At 40.8% G+C, this 25275-nt stretch carries 24 protein-coding genes; 6 read left to right on the top strand and 18 right to left on the bottom strand.

What is annotated here, in order from left to right; all coding sequences use genetic code 11:
• Nucleotides 1-26: 26 nt before the first annotated feature.
• The 3 genes from cysC (at nt 27) to P8596_RS10525 (ending at nt 2424) form a co-directional block, all read left to right on the top strand.
• Nucleotides 27-623 carry an adenylyl-sulfate kinase gene (cysC, locus tag P8596_RS10535; RefSeq protein ID WP_224520210.1) on the top strand — a complete coding sequence of 199 codons (597 nt, stop codon included), beginning with the start codon at nt 27-29 and terminating at the stop codon, nt 621-623.
• 46 nt (nt 624-669) lie between these two features.
• Nucleotides 670-1443, top strand: a complete 774-nt coding sequence (gene cysQ / locus P8596_RS10530) for a 3'(2'),5'-bisphosphate nucleotidase CysQ (RefSeq protein WP_224520211.1) — start codon at nt 670-672, stop codon at nt 1441-1443.
• Between the two features lie 99 nt (nt 1444-1542).
• The gene (locus P8596_RS10525; protein WP_224520212.1) at nt 1543-2424 is read left to right on the top strand and encodes a glycosyltransferase family 2 protein; all 882 of its coding nucleotides are present in this window, start codon (nt 1543-1545) and stop codon (nt 2422-2424) included.
• A gap of 56 nt (nt 2425-2480) precedes the next feature.
• Here the strand turns inward: P8596_RS10525 and P8596_RS10520 are convergent, their stop codons facing one another.
• The 7 genes from P8596_RS10520 to P8596_RS10490 all read right to left on the bottom strand — a co-directional run bounded on the left by P8596_RS10520 (nt 2481) and on the right by P8596_RS10490 (nt 8305).
• On the bottom strand, nt 2481-3362 hold the full coding sequence (locus P8596_RS10520; RefSeq protein ID WP_224520213.1) for a GDP-mannose 4,6-dehydratase: 882 nt from the start codon (nt 3360-3362) through the stop codon (nt 2481-2483).
• Nucleotides 3359-4180 carry a dTDP-4-dehydrorhamnose reductase family protein gene (locus tag P8596_RS10515; RefSeq protein ID WP_224520214.1) on the bottom strand — a complete coding sequence of 274 codons (822 nt, stop codon included), beginning with the start codon at nt 4178-4180 and terminating at the stop codon, nt 3359-3361. The genes P8596_RS10520 and P8596_RS10515 overlap by 4 nt, the downstream gene beginning before the upstream one ends.
• Nucleotides 4177-5169, bottom strand: a complete 993-nt coding sequence (locus P8596_RS10510; protein ID WP_224520215.1) for an SDR family NAD(P)-dependent oxidoreductase — start codon at nt 5167-5169, stop codon at nt 4177-4179. The genes P8596_RS10515 and P8596_RS10510 overlap by 4 nt, the downstream gene beginning before the upstream one ends.
• Nucleotides 5159-6253, bottom strand: coding sequence for a non-hydrolyzing UDP-N-acetylglucosamine 2-epimerase (wecB, locus tag P8596_RS10505; protein WP_224520216.1), 1095 nt, complete (start codon nt 6251-6253; stop codon nt 5159-5161). Before wecB ends, P8596_RS10510 begins: the two co-directional genes overlap by 11 nt.
• A gap of 117 nt (nt 6254-6370) precedes the next feature.
• The gene (locus P8596_RS10500; RefSeq protein ID WP_224520217.1) at nt 6371-7183 is read right to left on the bottom strand and encodes a sulfotransferase family 2 domain-containing protein; all 813 of its coding nucleotides are present in this window, start codon (nt 7181-7183) and stop codon (nt 6371-6373) included.
• Nucleotides 7184-7414: 231 nt separating this feature from the next.
• The gene (locus tag P8596_RS10495) at nt 7415-7795 is read right to left on the bottom strand and encodes a hypothetical protein (RefSeq protein WP_224520218.1); all 381 of its coding nucleotides are present in this window, start codon (nt 7793-7795) and stop codon (nt 7415-7417) included.
• Between the two features lie 39 nt (nt 7796-7834).
• Nucleotides 7835-8305, bottom strand: coding sequence for a hypothetical protein (locus P8596_RS10490; RefSeq protein WP_224520219.1), 471 nt, complete (start codon nt 8303-8305; stop codon nt 7835-7837).
• Nucleotides 8306-8600: 295 nt separating this feature from the next.
• On the opposite strand from P8596_RS10490, the gene P8596_RS10485 reads away from it, so the two are divergent.
• A complete protein-coding gene (locus P8596_RS10485; protein ID WP_224520220.1) occupies nt 8601-9668 on the top strand; it encodes a glycosyltransferase family 4 protein in 1068 nt (355 codons plus the stop codon).
• A 93-nt stretch (nt 9669-9761) separates the two neighbouring features.
• The gene (locus P8596_RS10480; RefSeq protein ID WP_318020900.1) at nt 9762-10664 is read left to right on the top strand and encodes an NAD-dependent epimerase/dehydratase family protein; all 903 of its coding nucleotides are present in this window, start codon (nt 9762-9764) and stop codon (nt 10662-10664) included.
• Nucleotides 10665-10720: 56 nt separating this feature from the next.
• Here P8596_RS10480 and P8596_RS10475 read toward each other — a convergent pair whose 3' ends face one another.
• The 4 genes from P8596_RS10475 to P8596_RS10460 all read right to left on the bottom strand — a co-directional run bounded on the left by P8596_RS10475 (nt 10721) and on the right by P8596_RS10460 (nt 14806).
• Nucleotides 10721-11422 carry a glycosyltransferase family 2 protein gene (locus P8596_RS10475; protein ID WP_224520222.1) on the bottom strand — a complete coding sequence of 234 codons (702 nt, stop codon included), beginning with the start codon at nt 11420-11422 and terminating at the stop codon, nt 10721-10723.
• Nucleotides 11423-11779: 357 nt separating this feature from the next.
• Complete coding sequence (locus P8596_RS10470; protein ID WP_224521103.1) at nt 11780-12169, bottom strand: M67 family metallopeptidase; 390 nt, start codon at nt 12167-12169, stop codon at nt 11780-11782.
• 165 nt (nt 12170-12334) lie between these two features.
• Nucleotides 12335-13369, bottom strand: a complete 1035-nt coding sequence (locus tag P8596_RS10465) for a coiled-coil domain-containing protein (protein ID WP_224520223.1) — start codon at nt 13367-13369, stop codon at nt 12335-12337.
• A 264-nt stretch (nt 13370-13633) separates the two neighbouring features.
• Nucleotides 13634-14806: a BMQ_0737 family morphogenetic spore coat protein gene (locus P8596_RS10460; RefSeq protein WP_224520224.1), complete on the bottom strand. Its 1173-nt coding sequence runs from the start codon at nt 14804-14806 to the stop codon at nt 13634-13636.
• Nucleotides 14807-15300: 494 nt separating this feature from the next.
• Between P8596_RS10460 and P8596_RS10455 the strand changes: the two genes are divergently transcribed.
• Entirely contained in the window at nt 15301-16308 is a 1008-nt protein-coding gene (locus tag P8596_RS10455) for a hypothetical protein (RefSeq protein WP_279726764.1), read from the top strand.
• Between the two features lie 23 nt (nt 16309-16331).
• Here P8596_RS10455 and P8596_RS10450 read toward each other — a convergent pair whose 3' ends face one another.
• The 7 genes from P8596_RS10450 to recA form a co-directional block, all read right to left on the bottom strand.
• On the bottom strand, nt 16332-17198 hold the full coding sequence (locus P8596_RS10450) for a 2-oxoacid:ferredoxin oxidoreductase subunit beta (RefSeq protein ID WP_224520226.1): 867 nt from the start codon (nt 17196-17198) through the stop codon (nt 16332-16334).
• 3 nt (nt 17199-17201) lie between these two features.
• On the bottom strand, nt 17202-18944 hold the full coding sequence (locus P8596_RS10445; protein WP_224520227.1) for a 2-oxoacid:acceptor oxidoreductase subunit alpha: 1743 nt from the start codon (nt 18942-18944) through the stop codon (nt 17202-17204).
• Nucleotides 18945-19797: 853 nt separating this feature from the next.
• On the bottom strand, nt 19798-20721 hold the full coding sequence (locus P8596_RS10435) for a dipeptidase (protein ID WP_279726762.1): 924 nt from the start codon (nt 20719-20721) through the stop codon (nt 19798-19800).
• Nucleotides 20722-20822: 101 nt separating this feature from the next.
• Nucleotides 20823-21083, bottom strand: coding sequence for a stage V sporulation protein SpoVS (gene spoVS, locus P8596_RS10430; protein ID WP_034760060.1), 261 nt, complete (start codon nt 21081-21083; stop codon nt 20823-20825).
• Nucleotides 21084-21219: 136 nt separating this feature from the next.
• Nucleotides 21220-22023: a TIGR00282 family metallophosphoesterase gene (locus P8596_RS10425; protein ID WP_061809970.1), complete on the bottom strand. Its 804-nt coding sequence runs from the start codon at nt 22021-22023 to the stop codon at nt 21220-21222.
• A 161-nt stretch (nt 22024-22184) separates the two neighbouring features.
• Nucleotides 22185-23744: a ribonuclease Y gene (rny, locus tag P8596_RS10420; protein ID WP_224520229.1), complete on the bottom strand. Its 1560-nt coding sequence runs from the start codon at nt 23742-23744 to the stop codon at nt 22185-22187.
• A 445-nt stretch (nt 23745-24189) separates the two neighbouring features.
• Nucleotides 24190-25227, bottom strand: a complete 1038-nt coding sequence (gene recA / locus P8596_RS10415; RefSeq protein WP_034760069.1) for a recombinase RecA — start codon at nt 25225-25227, stop codon at nt 24190-24192.
• Nucleotides 25228-25275: the final 48 nt, after the last annotated feature.

The raw sequence follows: 25275 nt of genomic DNA, 5'->3' as shown, positions 1-25275 counted from the left end.
CTAACCATAACATTAGAGGTGATGAGATGAATCAGAAAAATATTACTTGGCACGAGGGCAAAGTCCAGAAAGCTGACAGGCAAAATTTAAATGGGCATAAAAGCGCATTGCTTTGGTTTACAGGGTTGTCCGGTTCCGGGAAGTCCACAATCTCAGTGGAAGTAGAAAAGAAATTACATGTGCTTGGCCATCACACTTACCGTCTTGACGGAGATAATATACGTCACGGTTTAAATGGGGACTTAGCATTCTCAGAAGAAGATCGTACGGAAAACATCCGAAGAATCGGTGAGGTATCGAAGCTTTTTGTCGATGCCGGTATCATAACCTTGGCTGCCTTTATTTCCCCCTATAAAAAAGATCGGGCATTTGCCAGATCACTATTACCCGATGGGGAATTTATAGAAATATATGTACAGGCGAGCATTGAGACATGCGCGAGTCGAGACCCGAAAGGCCTTTATAAGAAGGTGAAAAAAGGTGAGTTAAAAAATTTTAGTGGAATCGATTCTCCTTATGAAATCCCTGAATCCCCTGAAATCATAATTGATACAGAGAATCAACGAATAGATGAATCCGCCCTGCAAATTGTAAACTATTTAAAGAATAAGGGATTCATATAATTGTAATTAAGAGTTATTTCTATTTAATACGAGGAGTAGATAAATCATGCTGAATGAAGTGATTAAAATTGCGATCGGGGCAGGGAAAAAAGTATTGGAAGTATACGATGATGCCTATACGATCCATGAGAAAGAGGATCGGTCCCCCCTCACCATCGCAGATCAGTTGTCACACGAACATATAAAAACTGAATTAAGCAAACTTTCTCCCAGCATTCCCATACTGAGTGAAGAAGGGGCCAGTATCCCTTATAATGAGAGAAAGAACTGGTCATCTTTTTGGCTCGTGGATCCTCTGGACGGGACGAAAGAATTCATTAAGAAAAATGGCGAATTCACAGTCAATATTGCCCTTATCCAAGAAAACAGACCAGTATTGGGGATCATTTATGCACCTGTAACAGATACTCTTTATTACGCCGAAAAGAATAAAGGAGCATATAAACTCATGACTGCCAGTTCTTTGGAGAAAAGAAAGCAGGTAAAGATCAATACCGCATCATCTGGTGTAAAGAAAATCGTGATCTCTAGATCTCACTTGTCGGACGCGACTCAGAAGTACATCGAAGACCTTCAACGGCAAGAAGGAAAACTTGAATTCACTTCGATTGGAAGTTCATTGAAGTTTTGTTTGATTGCAGACGGAAGCGCACACTATTATCCCCGACTCGCCCCTACAATGGAATGGGATACAGCTGCCGGTCAGATGATTGTTGAGGAAGCAAATGGACAGGTGATTAAATATGAGACGGGTAATCCAATGGTTTATAACAAGAAAGACCTTACGAACCCCTCTTTCCTCTGTTCAATAAAATACTGAAGAATACTGCGGCACTCGTCGCAGTCTCTTTCATTATTCACGGAAAATCCCTATTTACATACACTAACGTAGAATATTTCAGTTTAAGGGAGCGAGATTATGGGAAACAAGCCTCCAAAGGTATCCATCATTTTCCCGGTGCGTAATGAAGGAACGAATGTAAAGATGACACTGGACTCTTTGTTCACTATAAAGACCAATATAGAGTTGGAAGCCGTTATCGTGGATGATGCTTCAACTGATCAATGCTGTCATTTTCTAAACCACTATCCATACCGCGACAAAGTAACGTATATTAGGACGAACGGGGTGGGACCGGCTAATGCCAGAAACATGGGAGCAGCGAGAGCCCGCCATCCATATTTAGCATTCTGTGATGCGCATATGACCTTTGAAAATTTCTGGATTGATCGTTTGGTCTTCCACATTGTCAAGGGGACAAGCGACGCCGTATGCCCTGCCATCGGATCTATCCAAGACCCCGCGGTAAAAGGATACGGCCAGTCCCTCACTCCTTCACTTAAGATCAAATGGCATCAGAAACGAAGATCCCTATTTGAAACGGTTGTTCTGCCAGGTGCCTGCATTATTACCTCCAAACAGGTGTTTGATGATGTAGGTGGATTTGAAACAGGCTTTGCCACATGGGGCCATGAAGATGTTGAATTATCCCTCAAGTTTTGGCTGTTTGGGTATCGATGTCATTGTGAGCCGAATGTCACCGTACTACACTTGTTTAGAACAACTCATCCGTACACAGTAAACTATGAAGGAATATATTATAATTTACTAAGGATGGCCTATCTTCATTTTGATGATAAAAGAATCAAGAAAGCCAAATCACTGGTCGTACATGGATCGGCAGCAACTATAGAAAAAAAGGTGCTCAAAGATGGTGTATTACGAAAAAGGGGTCAATATATAAAAAGAAGAAAAATGGATATTGATGACTTATTTAAGAAATTCAATATTTACTTTTAATAAAACAAAAAATTCATGACAGCTGAAAGGAATTTCAGCTGTCATGAGATACAAGATTATTGCTCCTGATAATAAAGGAGGGTATCCTTCAAACTTTGCTTTAGGGATATGGTTTGTTTCCAGGAGAGACTCTCTAGTTTTTCAATCGCATATTGAACGCCAGGGGTAGATAGAAAATGTTCGGTCGTTAATGGCAGGTCGCTTTGAGATAACCTCTTCAATTCTTTAGCTACCTCGATAAACTTGTACGTTTTTCCTGAAGCAACGACGTACGTTTCATTTTTACAGCCCTTTTGGAGAATGCAGTCATACGCACTTACCGCATCCCTTACATCCAGGAAATCTCGGCGGTCCAGAATGTTATGGAAGTGAAAACCTTTCCCCTCCCCGTTGCGATGTTGCACGCATTTTTGCGCAAGAAGAGCGCAAATACCATTTGAATGGCCGGGACCGATTAAATTGGACGTCTTGGCAATCCGAATATCCAGATCATAAAATGATGACCAGCTTGTGGATAGGAGCGTCTGAATATACTTAGATAATCCATATGGGTGATTGGGTACTATAGAGTGGCATGGATTGAATTCAATGACAGAGCCAATGATGAGAATTCGTGCGGAAGGAATTGTTCCCTTAACGCCTTCCAGTAGATTCATCGTCCCTATTACATTCGTATTTATGGTGGAAATCGGATCATCCCATGATTGTCCGGTATGATTTTGAGCTGCAAGATGAAGAATCATGTCCGGTTGGATATTTTCAAATAATACCTTCATTCCTTTTGCATCCATTAGATCACACAGCACACTTCGAACTTCTTTTATGGGATGAAGATGACTGCGTACAGCTCCAAAAACCTCATAGCCCCTTTTGATGAAATATTCACATGCATGGATGCCTGTAAAGCCTGTAGCCCCAGTGATGAATACTTTATTCATCTCCCCTTCATCCAATCACGAAGTTCAAGGAGCATCTCCCTGTAACCTGGGACGGAGTATTTATAATCATTCCGTGTGTGTATGAGGGTTTTATCATGGACCGGTTTTGCCACTGGTATGATGACCACCCCATTGTTTCCGAATATTTCCTTAAAGAGAAGCAGAAGATCATATTTAGAAATCTTTTGATCTACACTCAGATGATACATTCCTGAAACCTCATTCGTTATGAATGAGTGTATCGCTTTAGCGAGTTCCAGTGTAGTCACTCCATTCCAGAAGACGTTCTGATAACCATTGATCCTCCCTTTCTGCTGAAGGAACCAGTGGAGAAGGCCAATACCTTCTTTTTTTAGTTCTGGCCCTATGATAGAAGTGCGAACAGTCAGATGAGGTGGGTGATCAATCTCTCCCAAGGACTTTGACTTAGAATAGATGTTAGTCCCATCTTTCACGTCATGCTCTGTATACCTCCCTTTCTCTCCTGAAAACACGCAATCTGTACTAATATGAATCAATTTGCCACCGTATTCATTTATCATTCCCACCAATGCGTGAGGTAAAAGACTGTTTACCTGGACCGATTCCATTACATGGGTTTCAGCATAGTCATTTAGTAGACCCGTCGCATTGATAACGATATCCGCACTTTGCTCACTCAAAACCTTCCTCACACTGTCAAGATCCCTAACATCTAATCGAATTCCTAGAGGATCTTCTTTTCTAACAGTATAAGACACCTCATGGCCACATCCCTTCATATATTCAACGATGACATGACCAGCCATTCCATGTCCCCCTAGAACGAGAATCTTCATTCTAGAAACCCTCCATCCTTCAGCATCGTCTTTATCTGATCATAAGGGATGATGTTATCACTGGAAGAATACGTATCAAGGTCTACTTGAGGAAAATCTTCATAATATTCCATGAGCCCTTTAATCGGAATGGTTGGTAGGATGACAAAATACTCATTGTCATAAACGATGGTATTATGGCTTTCAAATTCCGTTAAAAGTAGTTCATGCAATTTTTCTCCAGGACGAATTCCCAGTTCCTCAATGATCACTTCTTTATCAGGTGAATATTGATCGATTAGTACATGTGCAAGATCGATGATTTTACATGTAGGCATTTTCATGACGAAAATTTCTCCTCCATGACTTTCATAGGTTGCCTTGAATAACAGTTTGATGGCATCTTTTATGGTCAGAAAAAAACGTGTCATTTTTTTATCAGTGATCCCGATTTTAGACTTTGTTTTGATTCCATGCTTGAATACGTGAATGACGCTGCCGTTTGTGCCTAATACGTTTCCTCCGCGTACACAGACAAACTTTGTTTTATCTGTTAACACATTAGCATTGATGATCAACTTTTCTCCCATAGCTTTTGTGAATCCATAAAAATTGGAGGGGTTCGCTGCTTTATCCGTAGAAATATTAATGACTTTTTCAACATTATTTTCGATTGCAGCGTCAATGATATTCTGTGTACCCATTACATTCGTCTTCAATGCTTCCAATGGCTGAAATTCACACACCGGGACATGCTTTAGGGCAGCGAGGTGAAAGATATAATCAACCTTTTGTGAAGCTTCTATAACAGCTTCCTTGTCCCTCACATCTCCTATGACGAACGTTAACTTGGGGTGATTTTCAAACTTTTGCTTCATTAATACCTGACTCGTTTCATTACGTGAGAAAATACGAATCTCCTTCGGGTCTTTTTCAAGCAGTTGACTCACCAGTTCATTTCCCCATGATCCGGTACCACCGGTGACTAGAATGGTCTTATTAGTAAACAATGTCGGAACCTCCTAATAAAATATTTATCACTTTATCTGAAACATTTCTATCCAGATACTCTGCCGGACATGTCCAGTTGGAAATTTTCGAAGTCATCACCTTAACCCCAGTTAAGATGTTATCTTCCTTTAACCCTGATATAAAATTACTCCCACAATCCACGGTTTCCGGTCTCTCTGTTGTCTTCCTGATGGTTACGGTAGGAATGTGAAAAATACAACATTCTTCTTGTACGGTTCCGCTGTCCGTTAATGTGCAATAAGCATTTTTCTCAAGCTTAATGAAGTCAAAAAACCCGAAAGGTTCGTGAAGTTCTATTAGAGGATGTAAAGATAATTGAGGGGCTGATTGAAGCTTTGACCGGGTTCTGGGATGTGTACTCAAAATAATTCTTTTACCATACGTGTCTGCTAGTTTGTTCAAGGCATTGATTATGGAAGTAAAATGAACGGGATTGTCGACGTTTTCAGCGCGGTGAATGGTTGCAAGGAAGTAGTCTTGATTTCCCAAATTTAAATCCTGAAGAATGAGACTATCCTCTATTTGCTCTCGGTAGTGGGTAAGCACTTCAAAAATCGGATTGCCCGTAATGATGATTTTGCTGGATGTCATTCCTTCATTAAGCAAATTGGTTTTACTGTAAGGAGTATATACAAGATTGTAAGATGAGACCGCATCAATGATTTTTCGATTCTTTTCCTCTGGTACATTTAAATCAAAACAGCGGTTCCCAGCTTCCATGTGTACAACGGGAATCATCATTCTTTCAGCAAGGATGGCACTAAGACCACTATTTGTATCTCCCAGCACAAGTACTTTATCCGGCTTCTCTTTGAGTAAAATCTTTTCTAGCTCGGAAAATAAGGATGATAGTTGTTCACCCAAAGATTGCTGTTTATCCGCCAGTACATAATCTGGTTCCCTTAAACCGAGTTCCTTAAAAAAGACACCATTTAAGGAATGAGTAAAATTTTGACCTGAGTGGACAATGATATGTTCATCTGCAAGTAGATCCAGTTTCTTCATAATGAGACTCAACCGGATGATTTCAGGTCTCGTTCCTAAAACAGTCACTATCTTCATGATCACCTCTCCTTTTTCATTCTCTTATTATGTTTATGTTCGTATCGTGGACATGCCCTAGGCTGGTCTCTCTATTTTTTAAAAAGACTCGGGACCAGTATATGGTCCCTTTCAGGCTCATAATATTTCTTTTCCATATTGGTAATACTGAAAATCGTCGTGAAAAACATGCTGGCACAATGCAATCGTTTCTTTGTCGTACAAGGACTTATATTTCGGTAATGGACCATGGATTAGCTGGGTATAACTCAATATTGTATCTGAGTTGACTTCTGTTTCAGTCATTTGGGGAGAGAATGAGTGAGGTGATGTCAGTATTTTATCTGATGAAGAGAGTAGGTTATATCCACTTTCAATTTCTTTTATTTCCGTATTGAAGTTCTCTAATTTTATTAGTTTTGGAGATAAACACTCTTCACCCAGACAATACTGTTTGGCAATATGACCATCCACGTTTGTATAATCCGCTCCAACTATTGATAAATAAATCAAAAATTGTTTGAAAGAGATTCCTTTATAAGTGGTATTAGGATAAAACATTGCTGAGATCCTTTCTTTATCCTTATCCATTGGTGAGTCGGGGGAACCACTCGAATAACAATAAGTCGCAATAGTGAAGTAACTGCTTACTGCCCTCTTATAAGGATTTCTCACTAATTTATAAACGACCTTCTTATTTAAACCATCATTTAGGACAGCTTCCATATAACGTTTCTGCTTGAAGTAGACTGCATTTTTATAAACATGTATGGATGGATGATATTCAAGTGCTGTATCCAATAAACCCGTTTGATAGAAAAACCAACGTGCAAAAGTTGTGCATCCGGCTTTTGGGGTCCACATCAACATTAAAGGGAAATTTTGATGGTAGAGTGGTGTTTTGTAATAATTCATTAAATTCTCTATCAATTGTCTCCTATGCATTATCATGTTCACCTCCTCCTATTTCAGGTTGATCTAGTATACTTAATGCTTGCCATGTCAGGTATTGAAGTACAGAAGTGTAATAGATGCCTTTAATATATTTTCATCCCACCTCTCTCCCCACCGTTATAGCAACTACACACATTTGATTCCTTACATTTTGTTTCTACATAAGTAACAAGACGTTCACTCCCATGAAAATTGAACATTTCGATCAATAAATTGAATAAATCACGTTCATGTTTTGGTCTTCAAGGTTTTTTTCCATAACAGCGTGTTCGACTGAATATTATAACAAGCGAGCCTTGTAGGTATGACACCATAATCACCAACATAATATGTTGTCCCATCCTCTTTTTCTCTACGGGATGGTCGTATACGCGAAAACCCAACCAGAATCAATTCATCTGATAGTGGTTTAATCCCCCTCCACCAACCGATTGCCTCTTCATGCTTACTTATTTCAACCAGATTCACCTCGCGTTCCACCTTTAAAGTTGCGGAGTTTACTACGATTACCCTTCTATCCACCTGAGTGAAATAAATTTTCCCATTATGGGTTTCACCGTCATGAATAAGCTGACTACCAATGATAATTTGTTTTTTCCTGTCATTCAAACATATCGCGTCCTTTTGCAGGCATCTCGTTACCCACACTTACCCATTCCGTTCAAAGACAAAATTGGGGTGTGACATATGAGGATTTGTGTTGGCGATCTTTCTATAATCAATGTCTGGACTGAAGCGGTTCCACAGGTCGTCCCCCATTACATCCCATAGGTTTACCACCTGACCCTTTCGATCCAGTTCCGCTACCAAATCCAGTCCCGTGTTAGCGACCAGGAGATTTCCATTCTTCCTGAGGGTCACTTGATGAACATCATTGAATAACGGCAAACTAACATAATCGATCATCTTTCTGGAAAGGCAATCGAATATGAGAACCTCGGTCCTTGTACCCACATATAAACAGATGTCAATTAATGTACCAGCCGTGAATGAAATCGAGGCGTTCTTATCAGCATAAACGTCTGCTGGTGACAAATATTCGATGATTTTTGTTATTTCTTTTGTCGAGACATCCATCTTTAATACAACCGCTTTTTTGTATTGCTCCCAAACATTCATAACTTTCGATTTCTGTTCCGCTCCGACAAGGAATTAAACCTTCAACTATTATCACCTCATTATGATGAATATTTCACTAATGACGGCATGCTTGGATAAAGATATTGTTTGGTTCTTATCATATTTATGCTTCTCGATATACTATGTACAGCTTGTTTCTTTTGACATACATATTTAACAAAATAGGAATTCCTTAGTAAAAATAGCCGTATAGCCCTCTACAAAACCGTTCCTTTCACATATAAAAGTAATAAGATTGTTTTATTAGATCGTACATTTGATTGGAGGATGACAGATGAAAGTCTTATTTGTCTTTTACGTACCGAGTGGAGGCGTAGAAACGTTAAACAGACAGAGATCCATAGCACTCAAACAAGTGGGAATCACTTGTGACTTTTTGTATTATAGTAAACGGAGAAAATTACTGAATCACGAGAATTCAAATGTTTTTATCACTAATAATGATCAAGAGATACAAAATATCCTTAGAAAAGAGAACTATGATGCGGTCGTTATCACGTCGGATTATGCAGCAATGGAACGATTTCGGAAGTTGGGATTCAAAGGGAAAATCATACTCGAAATACAAGGGTTCGGTCCACAGGCTGTGGCCAGACAGCAATTGCAACTTGCCATTCCCTATGTACAAAACTATTGTGATGCTCTCTTATATCCCAAAACTCCACATATTGGTGCAATCTTCAGGGAGTTCTTTAAAACGACTCCAATCTTTGAATTTAATAACTGCTTTGATCACAAGGCATTCACCTATCAAAAATTGCCTAAGCCATCAAAGCCGATTGTGGCATGGATCGGAAGACTTGAGGACAATAAAAATTGGCGCGAATTCTTATACATTGGTCAACAATTAATCATGAAGAGACCTGAAATCGATTTATACATGTTTGAAGATCCGAGTCTATCTACCCAGCAAGAACGAAACGATTTTATCCAGTTGAAAAGTAGATTAGGCTTGGATAAACACATTCATCTGTTACAAAACGTACCCAACAATCAGATGGCTGCTTATTACTCCAGAATTGGTGACTCAGGTGGATTCTTGTGCTCCACATCTAAAGTTGAAGGTGCTCCTTATTCTTTATTGGAAGCGATGAGTTGCAGGTGTCCAGTCCTTACGACAGATTCTGATGGGGTCAGAAGTTCGATCTTGCACAATCAATCCGGGAAATACTATCAAATCGGGAATATTCAACATGCGGTACAACAAGCTGAAGAATTGATGAATGATACTAAACTTCGTCTTTACATCATTGAGAACGGATTACTCCATTTACAATCGCAATTTAGCCACCAACAATACAGCCGGCATTTCTCCAGGATGCTTAAGGTTATAAATGCTTAGTTTCGACCATATCTCGGGCGAGTGTTCCATCAAAGATCTTACCTTTTGCATATGTTATTAAAAAAGGAAAAGGTGAGATGCCAATTGAAAGCAATGGTGACAGGAGGAGCTGGTTTTATCGGCTCCCATCTAGTTGATACGTTAATTTCCAGGGGCTATTGTGTACATGTGATCGACAATCTAAGCAGTGGGAAGATGGAGTATTTGAATCCATCAGCCATTTTCCACAACATGGATATCACTTCATCAGAAGCGTATGACGTCCTATTGTCGGAAAGTCCGGAATATGTTTTCCATTTAGCTGCTCAGGCTGATGTTTCACGTTCCACAAAGCGGCCATTCGAGGATATGCAAACCAACATTGCGGGGACACTTAATTTACTGGAGGCGTGCAGACATTTCCCTGTAAAGAGCTTTGTATTTTCATCTACATCTGCCGTCTATGGAAATGCTCCCACAGATTTCATTGACGAAACCTGCCCCCCTTCTCCTATATCCTTCTATGGATTATCGAAATTCACCTCAGAAAGTTATATTAAATTGTACGGAGACACCTTTGGAATACCATTCTCCATACTCAGGTATGGAAATGTCTACGGCCCCAGGCAAACGTCCAAAGGGGAAGGAGGGGTTATTGCTGTATTTCTTGAGACCCTCATGAAGAATGAAAGCCTGAAAATAAACGGGGATGGACTTCAGACGCGAGATTATGTATATGTCCAGGATGTCGTAGAAGCAAATATTCTAGCTGCAGCTAAGGGGAACCAACAAATTATGCAAATTAGTACAGGCGAAAAGACATCTATCCTGCAATTGATTAACTTATTACAAGATGTACATTCAAAAAAAATAACTTCCTTTCATGCGCAAGACCGTCAGGGAGATATCAAGCATAGCTGCCTTGATAATAGGTCTGCTAAACGTATATTGACTTGGGATCCTCAATTCCCAATTAAAGATGGGCTTAGAAAAACGTACTGGTCCTATACAAGTTGAGAATATGTACAAAAAAGACATCAAACAGATTCGATTGATGTCTCTTTGTTTTGTTGTTAAAAACCTTTTTTTCTTGCCATCTTAAAGAATTGTCGATATTTATTCTGGATGTGCAGTGATTCCCTTGCCATCCCCGCACCATTTTTTGCAGAACCCATTTCGGAATGTACCCGGTATAACACTAGCACTTCATCGAGGTAGTGCATATGTGTATGAAGAGTCAACCGGCACCACATTTCATAATCCTGAGTGTATTTCAACCTTTCATCAAACCAACCTGCCTGCTTTATCAAATCCGTTTCGGCAATCACAGTGCAGCCATTTACTGGACATGCCTTAAGCAGGAGTTTTTGCAACACATTTCTACTCATTCTACGTGAATGGATTTCATTGACAACTTTATTATTTTGATCAATCGTTTTAAATGCCGTATACGATAGCCTCGCTCCTACCGTCTGCATGTAGGCAAGTTGCTTCGCCACCTTACTTTCCATGAACATATCATCTGAACTCAGCCATGCAAAGTATTTCCCGGTTGCATGCCTTAAACCCGTATTCAGTGCAGAAGCAGTTCCTCCATTTGCTTTCCTGATATATTTGATTCTGTTCTTGAATGGTTGAATTTTTTCAACATACTGAGTTGAACCATCATCCACAACGATTACTTCGATATCCTTATAGGTTTGACGAAGTGCACTATTAATGGCATGATCGATATAAGCACAATTATAAAATGGAATAATGATTGATACTTTCACTTTCGTTCACCGCTTTCATAGGAAGTGATACTATTATATGTCGCTGCTTTCATATTGCTTGTACCACTACCCAATAAAGAGGCTGGGACATATCTAAATCCATTTCCTCTAAAGACGAACAATCTAAAAATTGGTTAGGATCAAATGATACACAGCTTTTGATTTCCGTCCATGGCCTCGCTTTCCTCGGGCTGGCGGCAAGCGAGCACCTGGAGCGCAAACCAACCACTACTCCATATTCAAAAGCAAGAGTATTTACGTAAATAGCTAAATGACAAATCCGAACGACGTCGATTTTCAAAAATGAATTTCAATGATCGTTCGGATTTTCTTTTAGCTAAACTCTTTTGTCCCAGCCTATTTAATCAAAATTTCAATATGTTTAACTTTTCCATTATTAATTTTGTAACAGCGTAGCTCTTCCTCTCTCCCACCTACGGAAGCAATAAAGTAATATACATCAGGATATATGGAATATGCTACATCATCCTTAGAAGGAACTGGCCTTCCAAATGGGTGAGAATGATAAATCCCTTTAAACGATTCATTTCGTCCAAGCATACGGGATATGATTAATTCCTGTTCATCTGGATTTATGGCGAAAGAATATGGGGTTGCTTCCATATTTTGCATTGGCCAAACCGTCAAACATCTGTTTTCCAGCCCGGAAATCAGCCCACAAGATTCATTGGGTAGATCTTTTTTCACTTCCAGCATGATCCTGGTATAGACACGACGGGAAAGGATGACCGATTCTTTAGGCGTTGCACCCGCATCCTTTATATTTAAATTTCGTCCTTTTGGCTTCCATTTGGATTCTTTCTTCTTTTTTAATTCCCAAGGGTATACTTTTTTTCTGCTTGTAAATTTTATTCAAATCTTTGGATTGCATGATTATCCCCCCTTTCAAATTCACCTCATGTATTTATTTGGATTAAACATGGTTCGCTTTGAATCCGAAGACATTGGAATATTGCCGTATTCATCGAATTGAGGATTGACCTGTGGAGCTTGTTTTTTTACAGTACTCTGTCGCTTCATTTTATTGTACAATTCATTCTTTTTATTTGATTGAGCTTGGATATCCTTTCGTAGCTGTGATAATTCCTTTTCAAGCTCTATTTCACGTTGATTTTTTTCTTTTTGTTTCCCTGAATATTTATCATTGAGCAGTTCCACTTGTCTTTCAAGCTCATGTTCTCTTTGTTTACACTCTTCTACCTGTGACTTCAATCCAAGAATTTTTTCTTCATAAAACCCTTCGATTTTTTTTAATTCTTCATATAGAGCATTCACTTGGTTCAAATAGTCTTGGGTTGTATCCGCCCTTTTTTTATTTTGATCCAGGGAATCCTTTACTTCGTTGAATTTATCTGAATAAGACATCAAATGATCCTCGATCAAATCAAGTTTCTTAATAATTTCTGGATGATTGTTTTCCTCTTCCTTGCCCCATAAGAATTTCCACACTTTATGATGCCACCTTTCTTTTTTTGGTTCCTTAAAAGGATGTTTTTGCATTTGTAGCCAGCCTAAATACGTATAAAAAGCTTGTTGATACATCTCAAACTCATTGGACTGTTTATCTTCCGATAAGAAATATTTATTCGCCTCCATTAAAAGTAAAATAACTTTATTCTTTAAAGATTCGAGACTGGATTTCCCTTCACTTGAATAACTTTCATAAATGACTCTTATTTCAGGGATGAAGGAGGGAATAAAAGGGATGTCACTCTCTGAGTTAACACCTTCTTGAGTATCCGTCTCTACAGTTTTTAATTCATCCTGAGATTTATCAAGCAAGGTTTCTCTAGGTGATAAAGAGGCTCGATCTACCTGTTGTTGGATTTGGAGAATTAGCTCATGTTTCACTTCCATTTCTTGAAGTAAATAATCAATTTGTTCGGTTAAGGTCTGAATAGTATGATGGTTTTCAGCAATTTCCAACTGATAGACCCTGTGTTTTGATCTCTCTCTGGACAATTCCTCTGACACATTTCGGATCCGATTTGAATAATGAGTATAGAGTGCCTCTAAATCATTCGAAAGAACTTGAATGTCATGAATGATGTCATGATCTTCCAGGTTCGTATTGGATATATGATCCTCCTCAATCATTTTTGTCACCCCCGTTGGCATTTTTTATTATCATATGTACGGTTTGTTTACATGTTAAAAAAAAGGAGAGAGATGACTCTCTCCCTCATTTAATTAAGCGTCCATGTCTCCAAGTAAGTCAGCGAATGTTTCACATTCACCAAACTCGACTAGTGCATCTACTACCCCACTATCAAAGATTACAACGTTCGCTGTATTTCTAAGGATTAAGCGGAAACCTTCAGTTGGTGCATCAAAGATTTGCAGTTCATAGAATAATTGCTCAGGTGCTCCGTCAAAGTAACGGATTCCTTCTCCAACTGCAGTAAGAGCATCGGTACCACATGTAACTCTGTCGATCGAAGATGGATCGAATGTGAAGCTGAAATCAGGCTGGAAGCCAGTAGCTGTAGGAGCTGGTGTAGGACCGACTTCCGTATCTGTGAAGGAGTAGGAGAATGTACTGTCTCCAAGAGAACATTCCTGACAAATTTCTGCTCTCAATGTGGACAGACCTGTTACGATGTCAGCTGATCCTCCAGTACCGAATGTTGCTTCAGTATCTTCATTTCTTGCAAGAGCTGTTCCTTGACATTCACAGTTAGCAACCGGGAATAATCCAGGACATTGTCGAGGGAATTCTAGTAAACTAAGATCGCACTGAAGTCTTTCTTCTGGTACTGGAATGTTATTCGGACGTGGGAAACAGAATTTCGCCAATACTTCCAATTTAACAGGGTATTCGACTTGAACATCTTTACAAAGAACTACTTTCAGTGGAATCATCGGTCCAAATGGATCTGGTCCCATCAATACTCCACCAGAAGTTGCAATGACCTGTGTCGCTCTGATGTTTAAGTTTGCATTCGTAATTCCGACTGGTACACAAAGCATGATTTCGTCAGTGAATTGTGTACGGACAGTAAACGAACACTCGGCAACTCCATTAATCAAGATTGTAACCTCTACCGGAACTGTCCAAACAATTAGAACTTTACCAGGGTTACCATTTTCAATGATGGAACCAGAGACGCTTACGTCAGCTGGATCAACTGGAGCCGTCTGTACCTCTACTCGCTGACCTGCTGCAAGTGCTGCACTAACTGCTGCACGACATGCTTCATCAGGAATGAAGTTCTTGTTTTCGTATTTATTCGCATAGAACACCCAGTCATATACTTTGTCTACGCGGATACATTCCGGTGCTAAGTCATTGGGATCCAAAGGGATTGGTGACGGTGATGGTGTAGGAGTCTGGGAACCCCTAATTTGTTTACGCTTCTTCAAACAAATCTTCCTTTCTGTTAATGAATATTTATATCACACTATATCCTATGGACGAGAAAGAATTTGGTATAGAGTAAACACCTATTTATGCAAAAAAAAATTAATAGGCGTCTTACTAGTTTTTTATAATCTTTTAAAAATAGGCTGATTATATAGACGTTTGACAGTACAACATCTTCAAAACCGTCATATCATATACCATAAGGAAAGGAGGAATAAAACAAAATATATTGTATAAACATGCAACATTATGAACATGACGATTAAACTTAAACTTTCATATATAGTGTGATTCAATAATAATGGTTACGCTGCTTCCTTTAAATGAATATTACGAACGTGAACAAGCAACTATCATTGCAATGATATTAATTATATATATAAAAGCCATGTAAACGCTGGGAAGTTTACATGGCTTCTTTCATGGACAAATACCGTTCATCCTGATTCTTACATATACATAATAGAAAAACGGCCGAAAGGAGCTTAGGTACATGAGACAACTTTCGAATATCCAACTCCAACAGCAAATCATCCATTACAAATCTGAAATGGAAAAGTACAAAAACAAATGTGAAAGATTAGAAAGCGGAAGCCATGCCCAACGTTATGTCTCCATCAAAAAAGAAAACGATCTATTACAAAGCCGGATACAAACCTATCTTCAGGAGCTTGAAATCCAAGCTGCTGAAAGAAACACCGAAACCTCAAGATATCAAGCCCTTTTGTCTGCACAGGAAAGGGAAGTGAAAAAGCTCCGGTACATCCTGAACCAGGTCAAGGACCAACTACGGACATTCACGAATCATTATGTATCGAATACAAAGAAACAAACGGAACACTTCCTTGATTCAAGAAGTTCCCTTGAACACGAAAATCTGTCCTTACAAGTTGAGAACAGTTACTTATTAAAAGAGAAGGATCTTCTATTAAAGGCTAACCAAGAAGTACAAAAACAATTATATAAAAAAGAAATCCAAATATGGGAGCTTGAGGCGCTACTTGAAGAAGTGAGAATAGAGGCGGCGTTACGGGAGCACCAATTGCTTATGGAGAAGTGTTTTAATGAAGACACTATTCATTGTCTCCTGTCTGACAATGAAATGTTAATAAATCGCCTATACTCAAATGAGGTCGAGTTATATGAGTCAAATAATCTTTTCACGGAATCCAAGATACTATATGAATCGGTCAACAAGCAACATAAAGAAAATTTGGATCGTGCAGGGCAAGTTCAGAAGGATAATGAGTTATCCATTCAAGTGTTACAGGAAGAATTAAAAAGAATGCAGGAGGATAAAAACGTCTTTACCCGTTCACTTCAATCCGTCAGAATGAACATCAAAGACTTGAAGGATAAAGTATCCGTATACGATGCAGAAGATTCCATCGCCACGAAAGACACTCTGAAAAAGTATGAAAATACCATCCATCATCTTCAATTCACCAATTCCCTCTTGAATGAAGAAATCAATAAATTAAAAAATAAACCGGGCCCCTAAAAAAAGGAGTCCGGTTTCTTCCATTACATAAATTCTTTCACTAATTCATCAAATTTACTTTCCTCTAATCTTAAATCATGAGTACTGAGAGGCTCTTCGGAATAACCTGACACAAGGTCCTGATACGATGGCTGTTCATTGTTTTGATAAATCAAACCAGTAACCAGTCCATCCTTCTCCATGAGTGTATTCATGGCCTGCTCCCGATTTGACGGGTCATAACCTTCTACATCAGCGAGCTTTGTAAGGTTCTCTTTAAACCAATCGTACGTATTAATTTTATTATATGTGACACAAGGGCTGAACACATTGATCAAGGAGAAACCTTTATGGTTAAGTCCCGCTTCGATTAAGGCCGTCAGTTCTTTCAAGTCAGAAGAGAAGCTTTGAGCGACAAAGGTTGCTCCTGCCGAAAGGGCCATTTCCATTGGGGAAAGCGCCTGTTCGATCGATCCCTGTGGCGTAGACTTGGTTTTGAAACCGGCAGACGAACGCGGTGACGTTTGTCCTTTTGTTAATCCATAAATTTGATTGTCCATTACAATGTATGTGACATCCACATTCCGGCGAATGGCATGGATCGTATGCCCAAGACCGATGGCGAATCCATCCCCATCCCCGCCTGAAGCGATGACGGTCAAGTCTTTATTGGCCATTTTCAATCCCTGAGCAATTGGAAGTGACCGCCCGTGGATTCCGTGAAAGCCGTAAGAATTGATGTATCCGGATATACGCCCTGAACATCCGATCCCTGAAACGACCGCTAACTGTTCCGGATCAAGTCCCACATTGGCAGAAGCCCGTTGGATCGCAGCCTGTACCGAGAAGTCCCCACATCCAGGACACCAGTTTGGTTTCACATTATTCCTGAAATCTTTGAAGGTAGCCATGGATCAGTTCAACTCCTTACATCTTGAATGAATTTCATTTGGTAAGTATGGTGTTCCATCATACTTTGTCATTTTAACGATTTTATTCCCGAAGCCTACATTCATTTTGATAATGTTGGCTAATTGACCGGTAGCGTTATTTTCAATCACGACCACTTTCTTCGCTGAATGTATAAGTGGCTCCAATTCATCGGACGGAAAAGGATGGATCAAACGGATATGAGCATGATTCACTTTCAATCCATCGGCTTCCAAACGACTCATCGATTCCTCAATTACCCCGCGTGTAGAGTTGAAACCTACTAATAACAAGTCAGCCTCTTCATGAGGGGCATGTGTGTGTATTGGATTTTGGAATTTGATATTCTCAAGTTTACGCATACGTTTATCCATCTGGGCCTGTCTGTTCACAGGAGATTCGGATGGCTTTCCGGTTTCATCGTGCTCAACGCCTGTAACATGATGGATCCCATTTTTCATTCCGGGGATGACGCGAGGTGATACCCCATCTTCCGTCACTTCAAAGCGCTTATAATATTTCTTTGGTTCTAATTCTTCTAATTCAGATTCATTAGCCGCAAGCTTACCTCTGCGTATTTCCACTTTACTGTAATCAAGGGGTTCTACAGTTTGTTTACCCAAAGAAAGTTGTAGATCCGAAAGAATGATGACCGGGCATTGATACTCTTCTGCCAGGTTAAAAGCTTCCACTGTATCATAAAACGCTTCCTGAACGGTACTTGGTGCCAGGACGATTTTAGGAATTTCACCGTGAGTACCGTAAATCATCGCCATTAAATCGGATTGTTCCTGTTTCGTAGGCAACCCTGTAGACGGTCCCCCGCGCTGCGTATCCACCACAACAAGCGGCTGTTCTGTCATTCCGGATAGCCCGATCGCTTCCATCATAAGTGAAAGACCTGGTCCTGCTGAAGCCGTGAAGGAACGGATACCTCCGTAGTTCGCCCCGATTGCCATTGTAGCAGCTGCGATTTCATCCTCCGTTTGGATGACGGTCCCGCCGACCATCGGCAGCTTCTTGATGAGATACTCCATGATTTCAGATGCCGGCGTAATCGGATAAGCCGCCATCAATCGAACGCCTCCTGCGAGTGCACCCAGAGCTATGGCGTCGTTTCCGATCATAAACATACGTTTATTCCCGTCTGCTTCTTTCAGTTGCAGGGAACCTACCTTGTCACCGAGTTCTGTTTTCATCGCAGCGAATCCCTGCTTGATCGCTTCCATATTTTTCTCAACGACCGTTTCACCTTTGCGACCAAAGATCTCTTCCACTACTTCCTTGAAAACGATTGGATCTAGATTGAGAACGGCACAGGTAGCCCCCACTGCCACCATGTTCTTCATGAGGGAAGTCCCGAGCTCCGTCGCTAATTCAGTGAAGGGAACAATGTAAAGGGAGGCATCTGTATCTTCAGGTTTCACAGGTTTGAACTTTGCATCGGCTATAATAACGCCATCGCTATGTAATTCTTTGTAATTCACATCAATCGTTTCCTGGTCAAATGCAACCAAAATATCTAAATCGTCCGCAATCGCACGTACTTGAGTGGTGCTTACACGAATCTTATTGTTTGTATGTCCGCCTTTAATACGAGAGGAGAAATGGCGATAACCATATAAGAAATACCCAAGGCGATTGAGGGCCATGGAAAAGATTTCACCTGTACTCTCAATACCTTCACCTTGCTGTCCGCCAACTTTCCATGAAAGCTGTTCCTTCATTCATTACACCCCTTCAATCATTATTTGCAACATCTATTATTGAAGCATATTCTCTTCATTAGTATCAATCATCTATTAGCGATGCAGCATTTTCATATCATTTACTCTATCAGTTTATCACTTTTCTCTTTAAATCACTACTGTATTGAAGAGATTATCAATCGGAACACATTCATATTGCGCAAATGAGGATGGAACATAACTAATTCCAGTTCCTCTAAAGACGCACAATCAAACAAATAGTTAGGATCACTTGTTACACCGCTGTTGATTTCCGTGCAAGACTTCGCTTTCCTCGGGCGTTCGGCTAGCCTCCTCGTCACTGACGTTCCTGCGGGGTCTTACCTATTCCGCTTTTCCCGTAGGAGTCTTCGTCTTGCACTCCAATCAACAGCTAGAACCTGCTATATACATTGATTGCTATAGCAAGAATAACTTAGGCCCGGGATGTCGGAGCAGTATGGATCATTCACATCAGATAAGAAAGAGTATGTGTGTGATTAACTGAAATTCGTCACTGAAACTAATAGAATAGAAGTTGGCGTATGCAATGGTGGAGCAATTATAGTGAGACGCTTTCGCTTGGAAAGTTGATTGGAGTGGAAGGTGCTCGACTCCTGCGGGAATTGCGGGAAAGTTGAGACCCCGCAGGGCTAAGCCCGAGGAGGCTCAACTCACGCCCCGCGGAAAGCGAGCACCTGGAACGGAAATCAACCACTACTCACTACATCTAAAAATATGTACGCAAACAGCCAGATGATGAATTCGAACGATCTGATTTCAAAAAAGAATTTCAAATGATCGTTCGGACTATCTTTTTAACTAAACAATTTTATCCCATCTTCATTTGTAATCAATCAGGCAGTCTCTTAAAGAAGTTCTGGAATAAGAATTTTTTCACTTGTTTTTCACTGTAGTATCGTTGGAGGGTGTTGATTAAGTTATCATAATGAATGTATGAGGATAGACCTTGGACGGTTTCTGTTATGCCGTCGAAATCGGAGCCAAATCCGATATGGTCCTCACCTCCGAGACTGCAGACATGTTCGATATGGCGGACTACATCGGAAATTTCCGCTGTCCCTTTCTTGTTTAAAAATGGTGGGACAAAGGTGATGCCCATTACGCTGTTCTTCTTGATGAGTGCCTCAATCTGATCATTTTTCAAGTTTCGTGGATTAGGACAGATCGAGTAGGCATTTGAGTGGGATGCTATCGGATATTCAGCTGAATCCATCACATCCCAGAATGCTTTTTCACATAGATGGGACACATCTGTCCAAAGTCTTTTCTCATTTAAGAAAGAGACGATTTCCTCCCCAAAGTTGGTCAGCCCGCCCCCTCTCGGTTCAAGGGCGCCATCTGCTGCTGCATTGGCCCAATTCCACGTCAAACCGACCGACCGGACTCCCAGCCTGTAAAGGATTTCGAGCTTAGTAAGATCCTCCTCCACTGCTTCTATACCTTCCAGTGTCAGCATTGCCCCTATTTCACCTTCTGAAAGACGCTCGATATCCTTTTTAGATGTAACGAATTTCATCTTTGGGTTTGGCTTAAGGATCCTATTATGAAAAATATTCACCATTTCAAGTGCTGCTTGAAACCGTTGCCCCGGCTTCAGGTAGGATGGGATATAGATTGCGAACAATTGTATTTTACTGCTGCTTTGAATGAGTTGAGGATACGTAATATGTAAGGAACTCTTCGATTGAAAGGCCCCACTCCCCGGCTCTAAATATAGCTTCATCAACACATCACAGTGTGCATCAAATATCATATTGGGTCTTCCTTTCCGTTTTTCTTCATAATATGTATATTTGTTCATAGTATAAAGGCTGTCCACTAAAGGGTCCCCTTTAATGAACAGCCTATGGTTTATTATCTTGGTTCCACAATTAACTTTATCGCCGTACGTTCTTCTCCATCGATCAGAATATCCGTAAATGCCGGGATACATATTAAATCTAAACCACTGGGAGCCACAAAGCCTCTTGCAATGGCGACAGCCTTGACTGCTTGATTTAAAGCTCCTGCACCGATTGCTTGAATTTCAGCTCCTCCTCTCTCACGAAGAACACCGGCGAGTGCACCAGCTACAGAATTAGGATTAGATTTTGCTGAAACTTTTAATATTTCCATTCCTTTTCCTCCTTGTCATTTCCCCCATACCGTATGTCCGTGGTAAAGAACAAACTTGGTATAAATGATTCCACTGATACTATATTCAGGAAATGGACAAATCATTCCGGTCACACCAAAAAAGGAAGGAAAACATTTAATATTCTGCCATAAATGGATGGTCTTCGTTAATCAATATACGCTCGATTTTTTTCGCTTTCCCCGACTTCTGATCAATGTCAATTAAACAAGCACTCAGGATTTTACGTCCGGCCTTCGGTACTTCAAAACGAACAGGTAAACTGGTCTGAAATCTCCTTAGAACGGAATCCTTACTCATTCCAAGTACCTCATCGTATGGTCCCGTCATACCAACGTCACACATAAAGGCAGTCCCATTGGGAAGGATCCGGTTGTCCGCCGTTTGAACATGAGTGTGCGTTCCTATCACTGCAGACACGCGGCCATCCAGAAACCAGCCTACAGCCTGCTTCTCACTTGTTGCCTCTGCATGAAAATCAACGAATATGACGGATGTTCTCTTTTTGGCCTCATCAACAAGCTCATCAAGAGCTTTAAAAGGATCATCGAGTGGAGGCATAAATGTCCTTCCTTGAGCGTTGATAACGGCAACCTCTTTACCATATACTTCCGCAAACACTAAACCGCTCCCCGGCGTACCTTCAGGGAAATTAGCCGGCCTCACCATTTGTTTGGATGAATCGATAAAATTAAAGATATCCTTATTGTCCCATGTGTGATTTCCCAGGGTGACCATATTGGCCCCATCCTGTAAGAATTGTTTATATATTTTCTCAGTAATCCCTCTGCCTGATGCAGCATTCTCTCCATTTACGATTGTAAAATCCGGTGAATGCTTTTTCTTTAACTTAGGCAGGTATTCTGTAATCATCTCACGGCCCATTGAACCGACTACGTCTCCAACAAATAATATTTTCATGAAAGTTCCCTTCTCTATATGTATTAAGTCTTGTCGTTATTGTATCACAAATAACTTGTCGCCTATTCATCCTATTAGAATCCATCATCGATTCTGTAACGGAAATCATAGAAAGAGATAAAAAAAGCTGACTCGAAGGGAATATCCCTCGAGTCAACCTCTTATTTTGCGTATTCGACGGCCCTTGTTTCACGGATGACCGTGACTTTAATATGGCCCGGATAGTCAAGCTCATCTTCAATACGTTTACGGATATCCCTTGCCAATCTGTGTGATTCCAGATCGTCAATGGCTTCCGGTCTTACCATGATGCGTACTTCACGTCCTGCCTGGATTGCGAATGATTTCTCAACGCCTTCATATGACTCTGAGATTTCTTCCAGTTTCTCCAATCGACGGATGTAGTTCTCAAGCGTCTCACTTCTTGCTCCAGGTCTTGCAGCAGATAAAGCATCAGCTGCAGCAACCAGTACGGCAATGATGGACGTCGGCTCTGTGTCTCCATGGTGAGAAGCAATACTGTTGATGACAACAGGGTGCTCTTTGTACTTCGTTGCAAGTTCTACACCAATTTCGACGTGGCTTCCTTCCACTTCGTGATCGATCGCCTTACCGATATCATGTAGCAATCCGGCGCGTTTGGCGAGTCTTTCATCCTCACCAAGCTCTGCTGCCAATAATCCGGACAGATAGGCCACTTCCATCGAGTGTTTTAAAACGTTCTGACCGTAACTTGTACGATACTTCAAACGTCCCAGGATCTTGATCAAATCCGGATGAAGCCCATGAACGCCTACTTCGAAAGTAGTCTGTTCACCAATTTCCCGGATATACTCATCCACTTCACGGCGGGATTTATCCACCATTTCTTCAATTCGTGCAGGGTGGATACGTCCATCCTGAACTAATTTCTCTAATGCAATTCGAGCCGTTTCTCTACGAATCGGATCAAAACCAGAAAGAATAACCGCTTCAGGAGTATCATCAATAATCAAATCGATACCCGTAAGTGTTTCCAGCGTACGAATGTTACGTCCTTCCCGCCCAATAATTCGACCTTTCATCTCATCATTCGGTAGATTCACAACACTGACCGTTGTTTCTGCCACATGTTCAGCAGCACAACGTTGAATAGCCAGTGAAAGGACTTCTTTCGCCTTCTTATCTGCATCTTCCTTCGCACGGGTTTCATGTTCTCTGACCATGATGGCGATATCATGGGAGAGTTCATTTTCTACGCGGTCAAGGATGATCCCTTTCGCTTCATCACGAGTCAGGCTTGAGATACGTTCTAGCTCTGTTTGCTGTGATCGTACCATCTCGTCCACTTTGCTTTCCATCTCTTCAATATGTTGTTGTCTCTCGTTAAGAGTCCCCTCTTTTCTCTCGAGTAAGCCTTCACGCTTATCAAGCGTTTCATCTTTCCGATCGAGGTTTTCCTCTTTTTGCATCAAACGATTTTCTTGTTTTTGCAATTCATTTCTTCGTTCACGAAGGTCGTTTTCCATTTCAGTGCGAAGTTTATGATTTTCGTCCTTTGCTTCCAAAAGTGCTTCTTTCTTCAGAGCATCTGCCTCGCGCTTCGCATCTTCTAAAATCTGCTCCGCTGAACCTTTAGCACCAGCAATCTTTGCTTCAGCAATGGACTTACGAATTAGGTATCCAACAACTACACCGACGATTAGGCCAAGCAAAATGGAGATGATTGTTATGGGTTGCATTATTTCACCTCCTCTTGCTATGAACTGTCATGTTTTTTACATGTCGGCTTGTACATTGCTCACTTGAACAAAATATACAGCGCTAGGCTTTCAAATATTCATTCGAAAAATTTGTAAAATATACATGTTAATTTTAAATCTCTGAAAATTTATTGTCAAGGGGTTGAGCCCTCTATCACTAGATTTCTCAAGGGTTTTTTTGCAATCGACAAAAATTGACACTGTCGCATTGGGCTTGTGGATGATTTTTAAGCAAAACCAACTTTTTCATTTAATTTTGAGAAGTTTGGAGACAAACAGTGATTCACGGTATGTATAACCTGGTTGATATCGATTACCCACCATTTTAAGAGAAAAGGGCTTGCTACTATTTTCCACCAAAACGCCTATTCCCATACATAATAAAGAGAAGCAAACCAAATCACGTCTGCTTCTCTTTCCTCACTTAGTCTTCCAGAAGACTCAATTCACCTTGATCGTCCGTTTCGGCACGGCCTGTATCCAACCCGTAATGTTCACGGATCTTCAGCATGATTTCATTACGGATCTCAGGATTCTCTTTCAGGAAGATCTTTGCGTTCTCACGTCCTTGACCTAGGCGCTCTTCGTTGTAGGAGTACCAGGCTCCGCTCTTTTGGACGATGTCCAATTCAGACCCAAGATCGACGATTTCACCTTCTTTGGAGATTCCTTCCCCGTACATGATGTCCACTTCGGCTACACGGAAAGGTGGAGCCACTTTATTTTTCACTACTTTGATCTTTGTTTTATTCCCTACCATTTCATTCCCCTGCTTAAGGGTTTCGGCACGACGGACTTCCAAACGTACGGAAGAATAGAACTTCAGTGCGCGTCCACCGGGAGTCGTTTCAGGGTTACCGAACATGACACCGACCTTCTCACGGATCTGGTTAATGAAGATCGCGATGGTCTTCGACTTATTGATGGCACCGGAAAGTTTACGAAGGGCCTGTGACATTAAACGGGCTTGAAGACCTACGTGAGCATCTCCCATCTCCCCTTCGATTTCCGCTTTCGGTACAAGGGCAGCCACAGAGTCGACAACGATGGCATCCACCGCTCCGCTTCGTACAAGTGCTTCAGCGATTTCCAATGCCTGTTCACCTGTATCTGGTTGTGAAAGCAATAATTCATCTATGTTTACCCCAAGCTTTTGAGCATACTCGGGATCAAGTGCGTGCTCAGCATCGATGAATGCTGCCTGCCCGCCCTGAGCCTGAACCTCTGCTATCGCATGAAGGGCTACTGTTGTTTTACCGGATGATTCGGGACCATATACCTCAATGATCCTTCCACGTGGATATCCGCCTATTCCAAGAGCAGCGTCCAGTGCAAGTGAACCACTTGGACATGTTACTACGTTTCTGTCCGTTTTCTCCCCAAGCTTCATGATTGAGCCTTTACCAAACTGTTTTTCTATTTGTTTTAACGCCATATCTAAGGCTGCTTTACGATCGCTCACAAATCTTCCTCCTTTGAATATAAATCTTGTAATCGACAACTTATAAGT

The organism is Rossellomorea sp. DA94 (assembly GCF_029834455.1).
In the GTDB taxonomy this organism is placed as follows: Bacteria; Bacillota; Bacilli; order Bacillales; family Bacillaceae_B; genus Rossellomorea; species Rossellomorea vietnamensis.
Note: the sequence above shows the minus strand (reverse complement) of the source record. Positions and strands in the feature narration are given on the sequence as shown.

Bases quoted from the DNA above. Each gene is read 5' to 3' on its own strand.
- P8596_RS10425 (WP_061809970.1), bottom strand. From the start codon at position 22,023: ATGAAAATATTATTTGTTGGAGACGTAGTCGGTTCAATGGGCCGTGAG.
- rny (WP_224520229.1), bottom strand. From the start codon at position 23,744: ATGCAACCCATAACAATCATCTCCATTTTGCTTGGCCTAATCGTCGGT.
- spoVS (WP_034760060.1), bottom strand. From the start codon at position 21,083: ATGGAAATATTAAAAGTTTCAGCAAAATCTAATCCTAATTCTGTAGCT.
- P8596_RS10525 (WP_224520212.1), top strand. From the start codon at position 1,543: ATGGGAAACAAGCCTCCAAAGGTATCCATCATTTTCCCGGTGCGTAAT.
- P8596_RS10520 (WP_224520213.1), bottom strand. From the start codon at position 3,362: ATGAATAAAGTATTCATCACTGGGGCTACAGGCTTTACAGGCATCCAT.
- P8596_RS10515 (WP_224520214.1), bottom strand. From the start codon at position 4,180: ATGAAGATTCTCGTTCTAGGGGGACATGGAATGGCTGGTCATGTCATC.
- P8596_RS10500 (WP_224520217.1), bottom strand. From the start codon at position 7,183: ATGATAATGCATAGGAGACAATTGATAGAGAATTTAATGAATTATTAC.
- P8596_RS10435 (WP_279726762.1), bottom strand. From the start codon at position 20,721: ATGATATTTGATGCACACTGTGATGTGTTGATGAAGCTATATTTAGAG.
- cysQ (WP_224520211.1), top strand. From the start codon at position 670: ATGCTGAATGAAGTGATTAAAATTGCGATCGGGGCAGGGAAAAAAGTA.
- P8596_RS10450 (WP_224520226.1), bottom strand. From the start codon at position 17,198: ATGGCTACCTTCAAAGATTTCAGGAATAATGTGAAACCAAACTGGTGT.
- cysC (WP_224520210.1), top strand. From the start codon at position 27: ATGAATCAGAAAAATATTACTTGGCACGAGGGCAAAGTCCAGAAAGCT.
- P8596_RS10485 (WP_224520220.1), top strand. From the start codon at position 8,601: ATGAAAGTCTTATTTGTCTTTTACGTACCGAGTGGAGGCGTAGAAACG.
- wecB (WP_224520216.1), bottom strand. From the start codon at position 6,253: ATGAAGATAGTGACTGTTTTAGGAACGAGACCTGAAATCATCCGGTTG.
- P8596_RS10445 (WP_224520227.1), bottom strand. From the start codon at position 18,944: ATGAAGGAACAGCTTTCATGGAAAGTTGGCGGACAGCAAGGTGAAGGT.
- P8596_RS10480 (WP_318020900.1), top strand. From the start codon at position 9,762: ATGGTGACAGGAGGAGCTGGTTTTATCGGCTCCCATCTAGTTGATACG.
- P8596_RS10455 (WP_279726764.1), top strand. From the start codon at position 15,301: ATGAGACAACTTTCGAATATCCAACTCCAACAGCAAATCATCCATTAC.
- P8596_RS10490 (WP_224520219.1), bottom strand. From the start codon at position 8,305: ATGAATGTTTGGGAGCAATACAAAAAAGCGGTTGTATTAAAGATGGAT.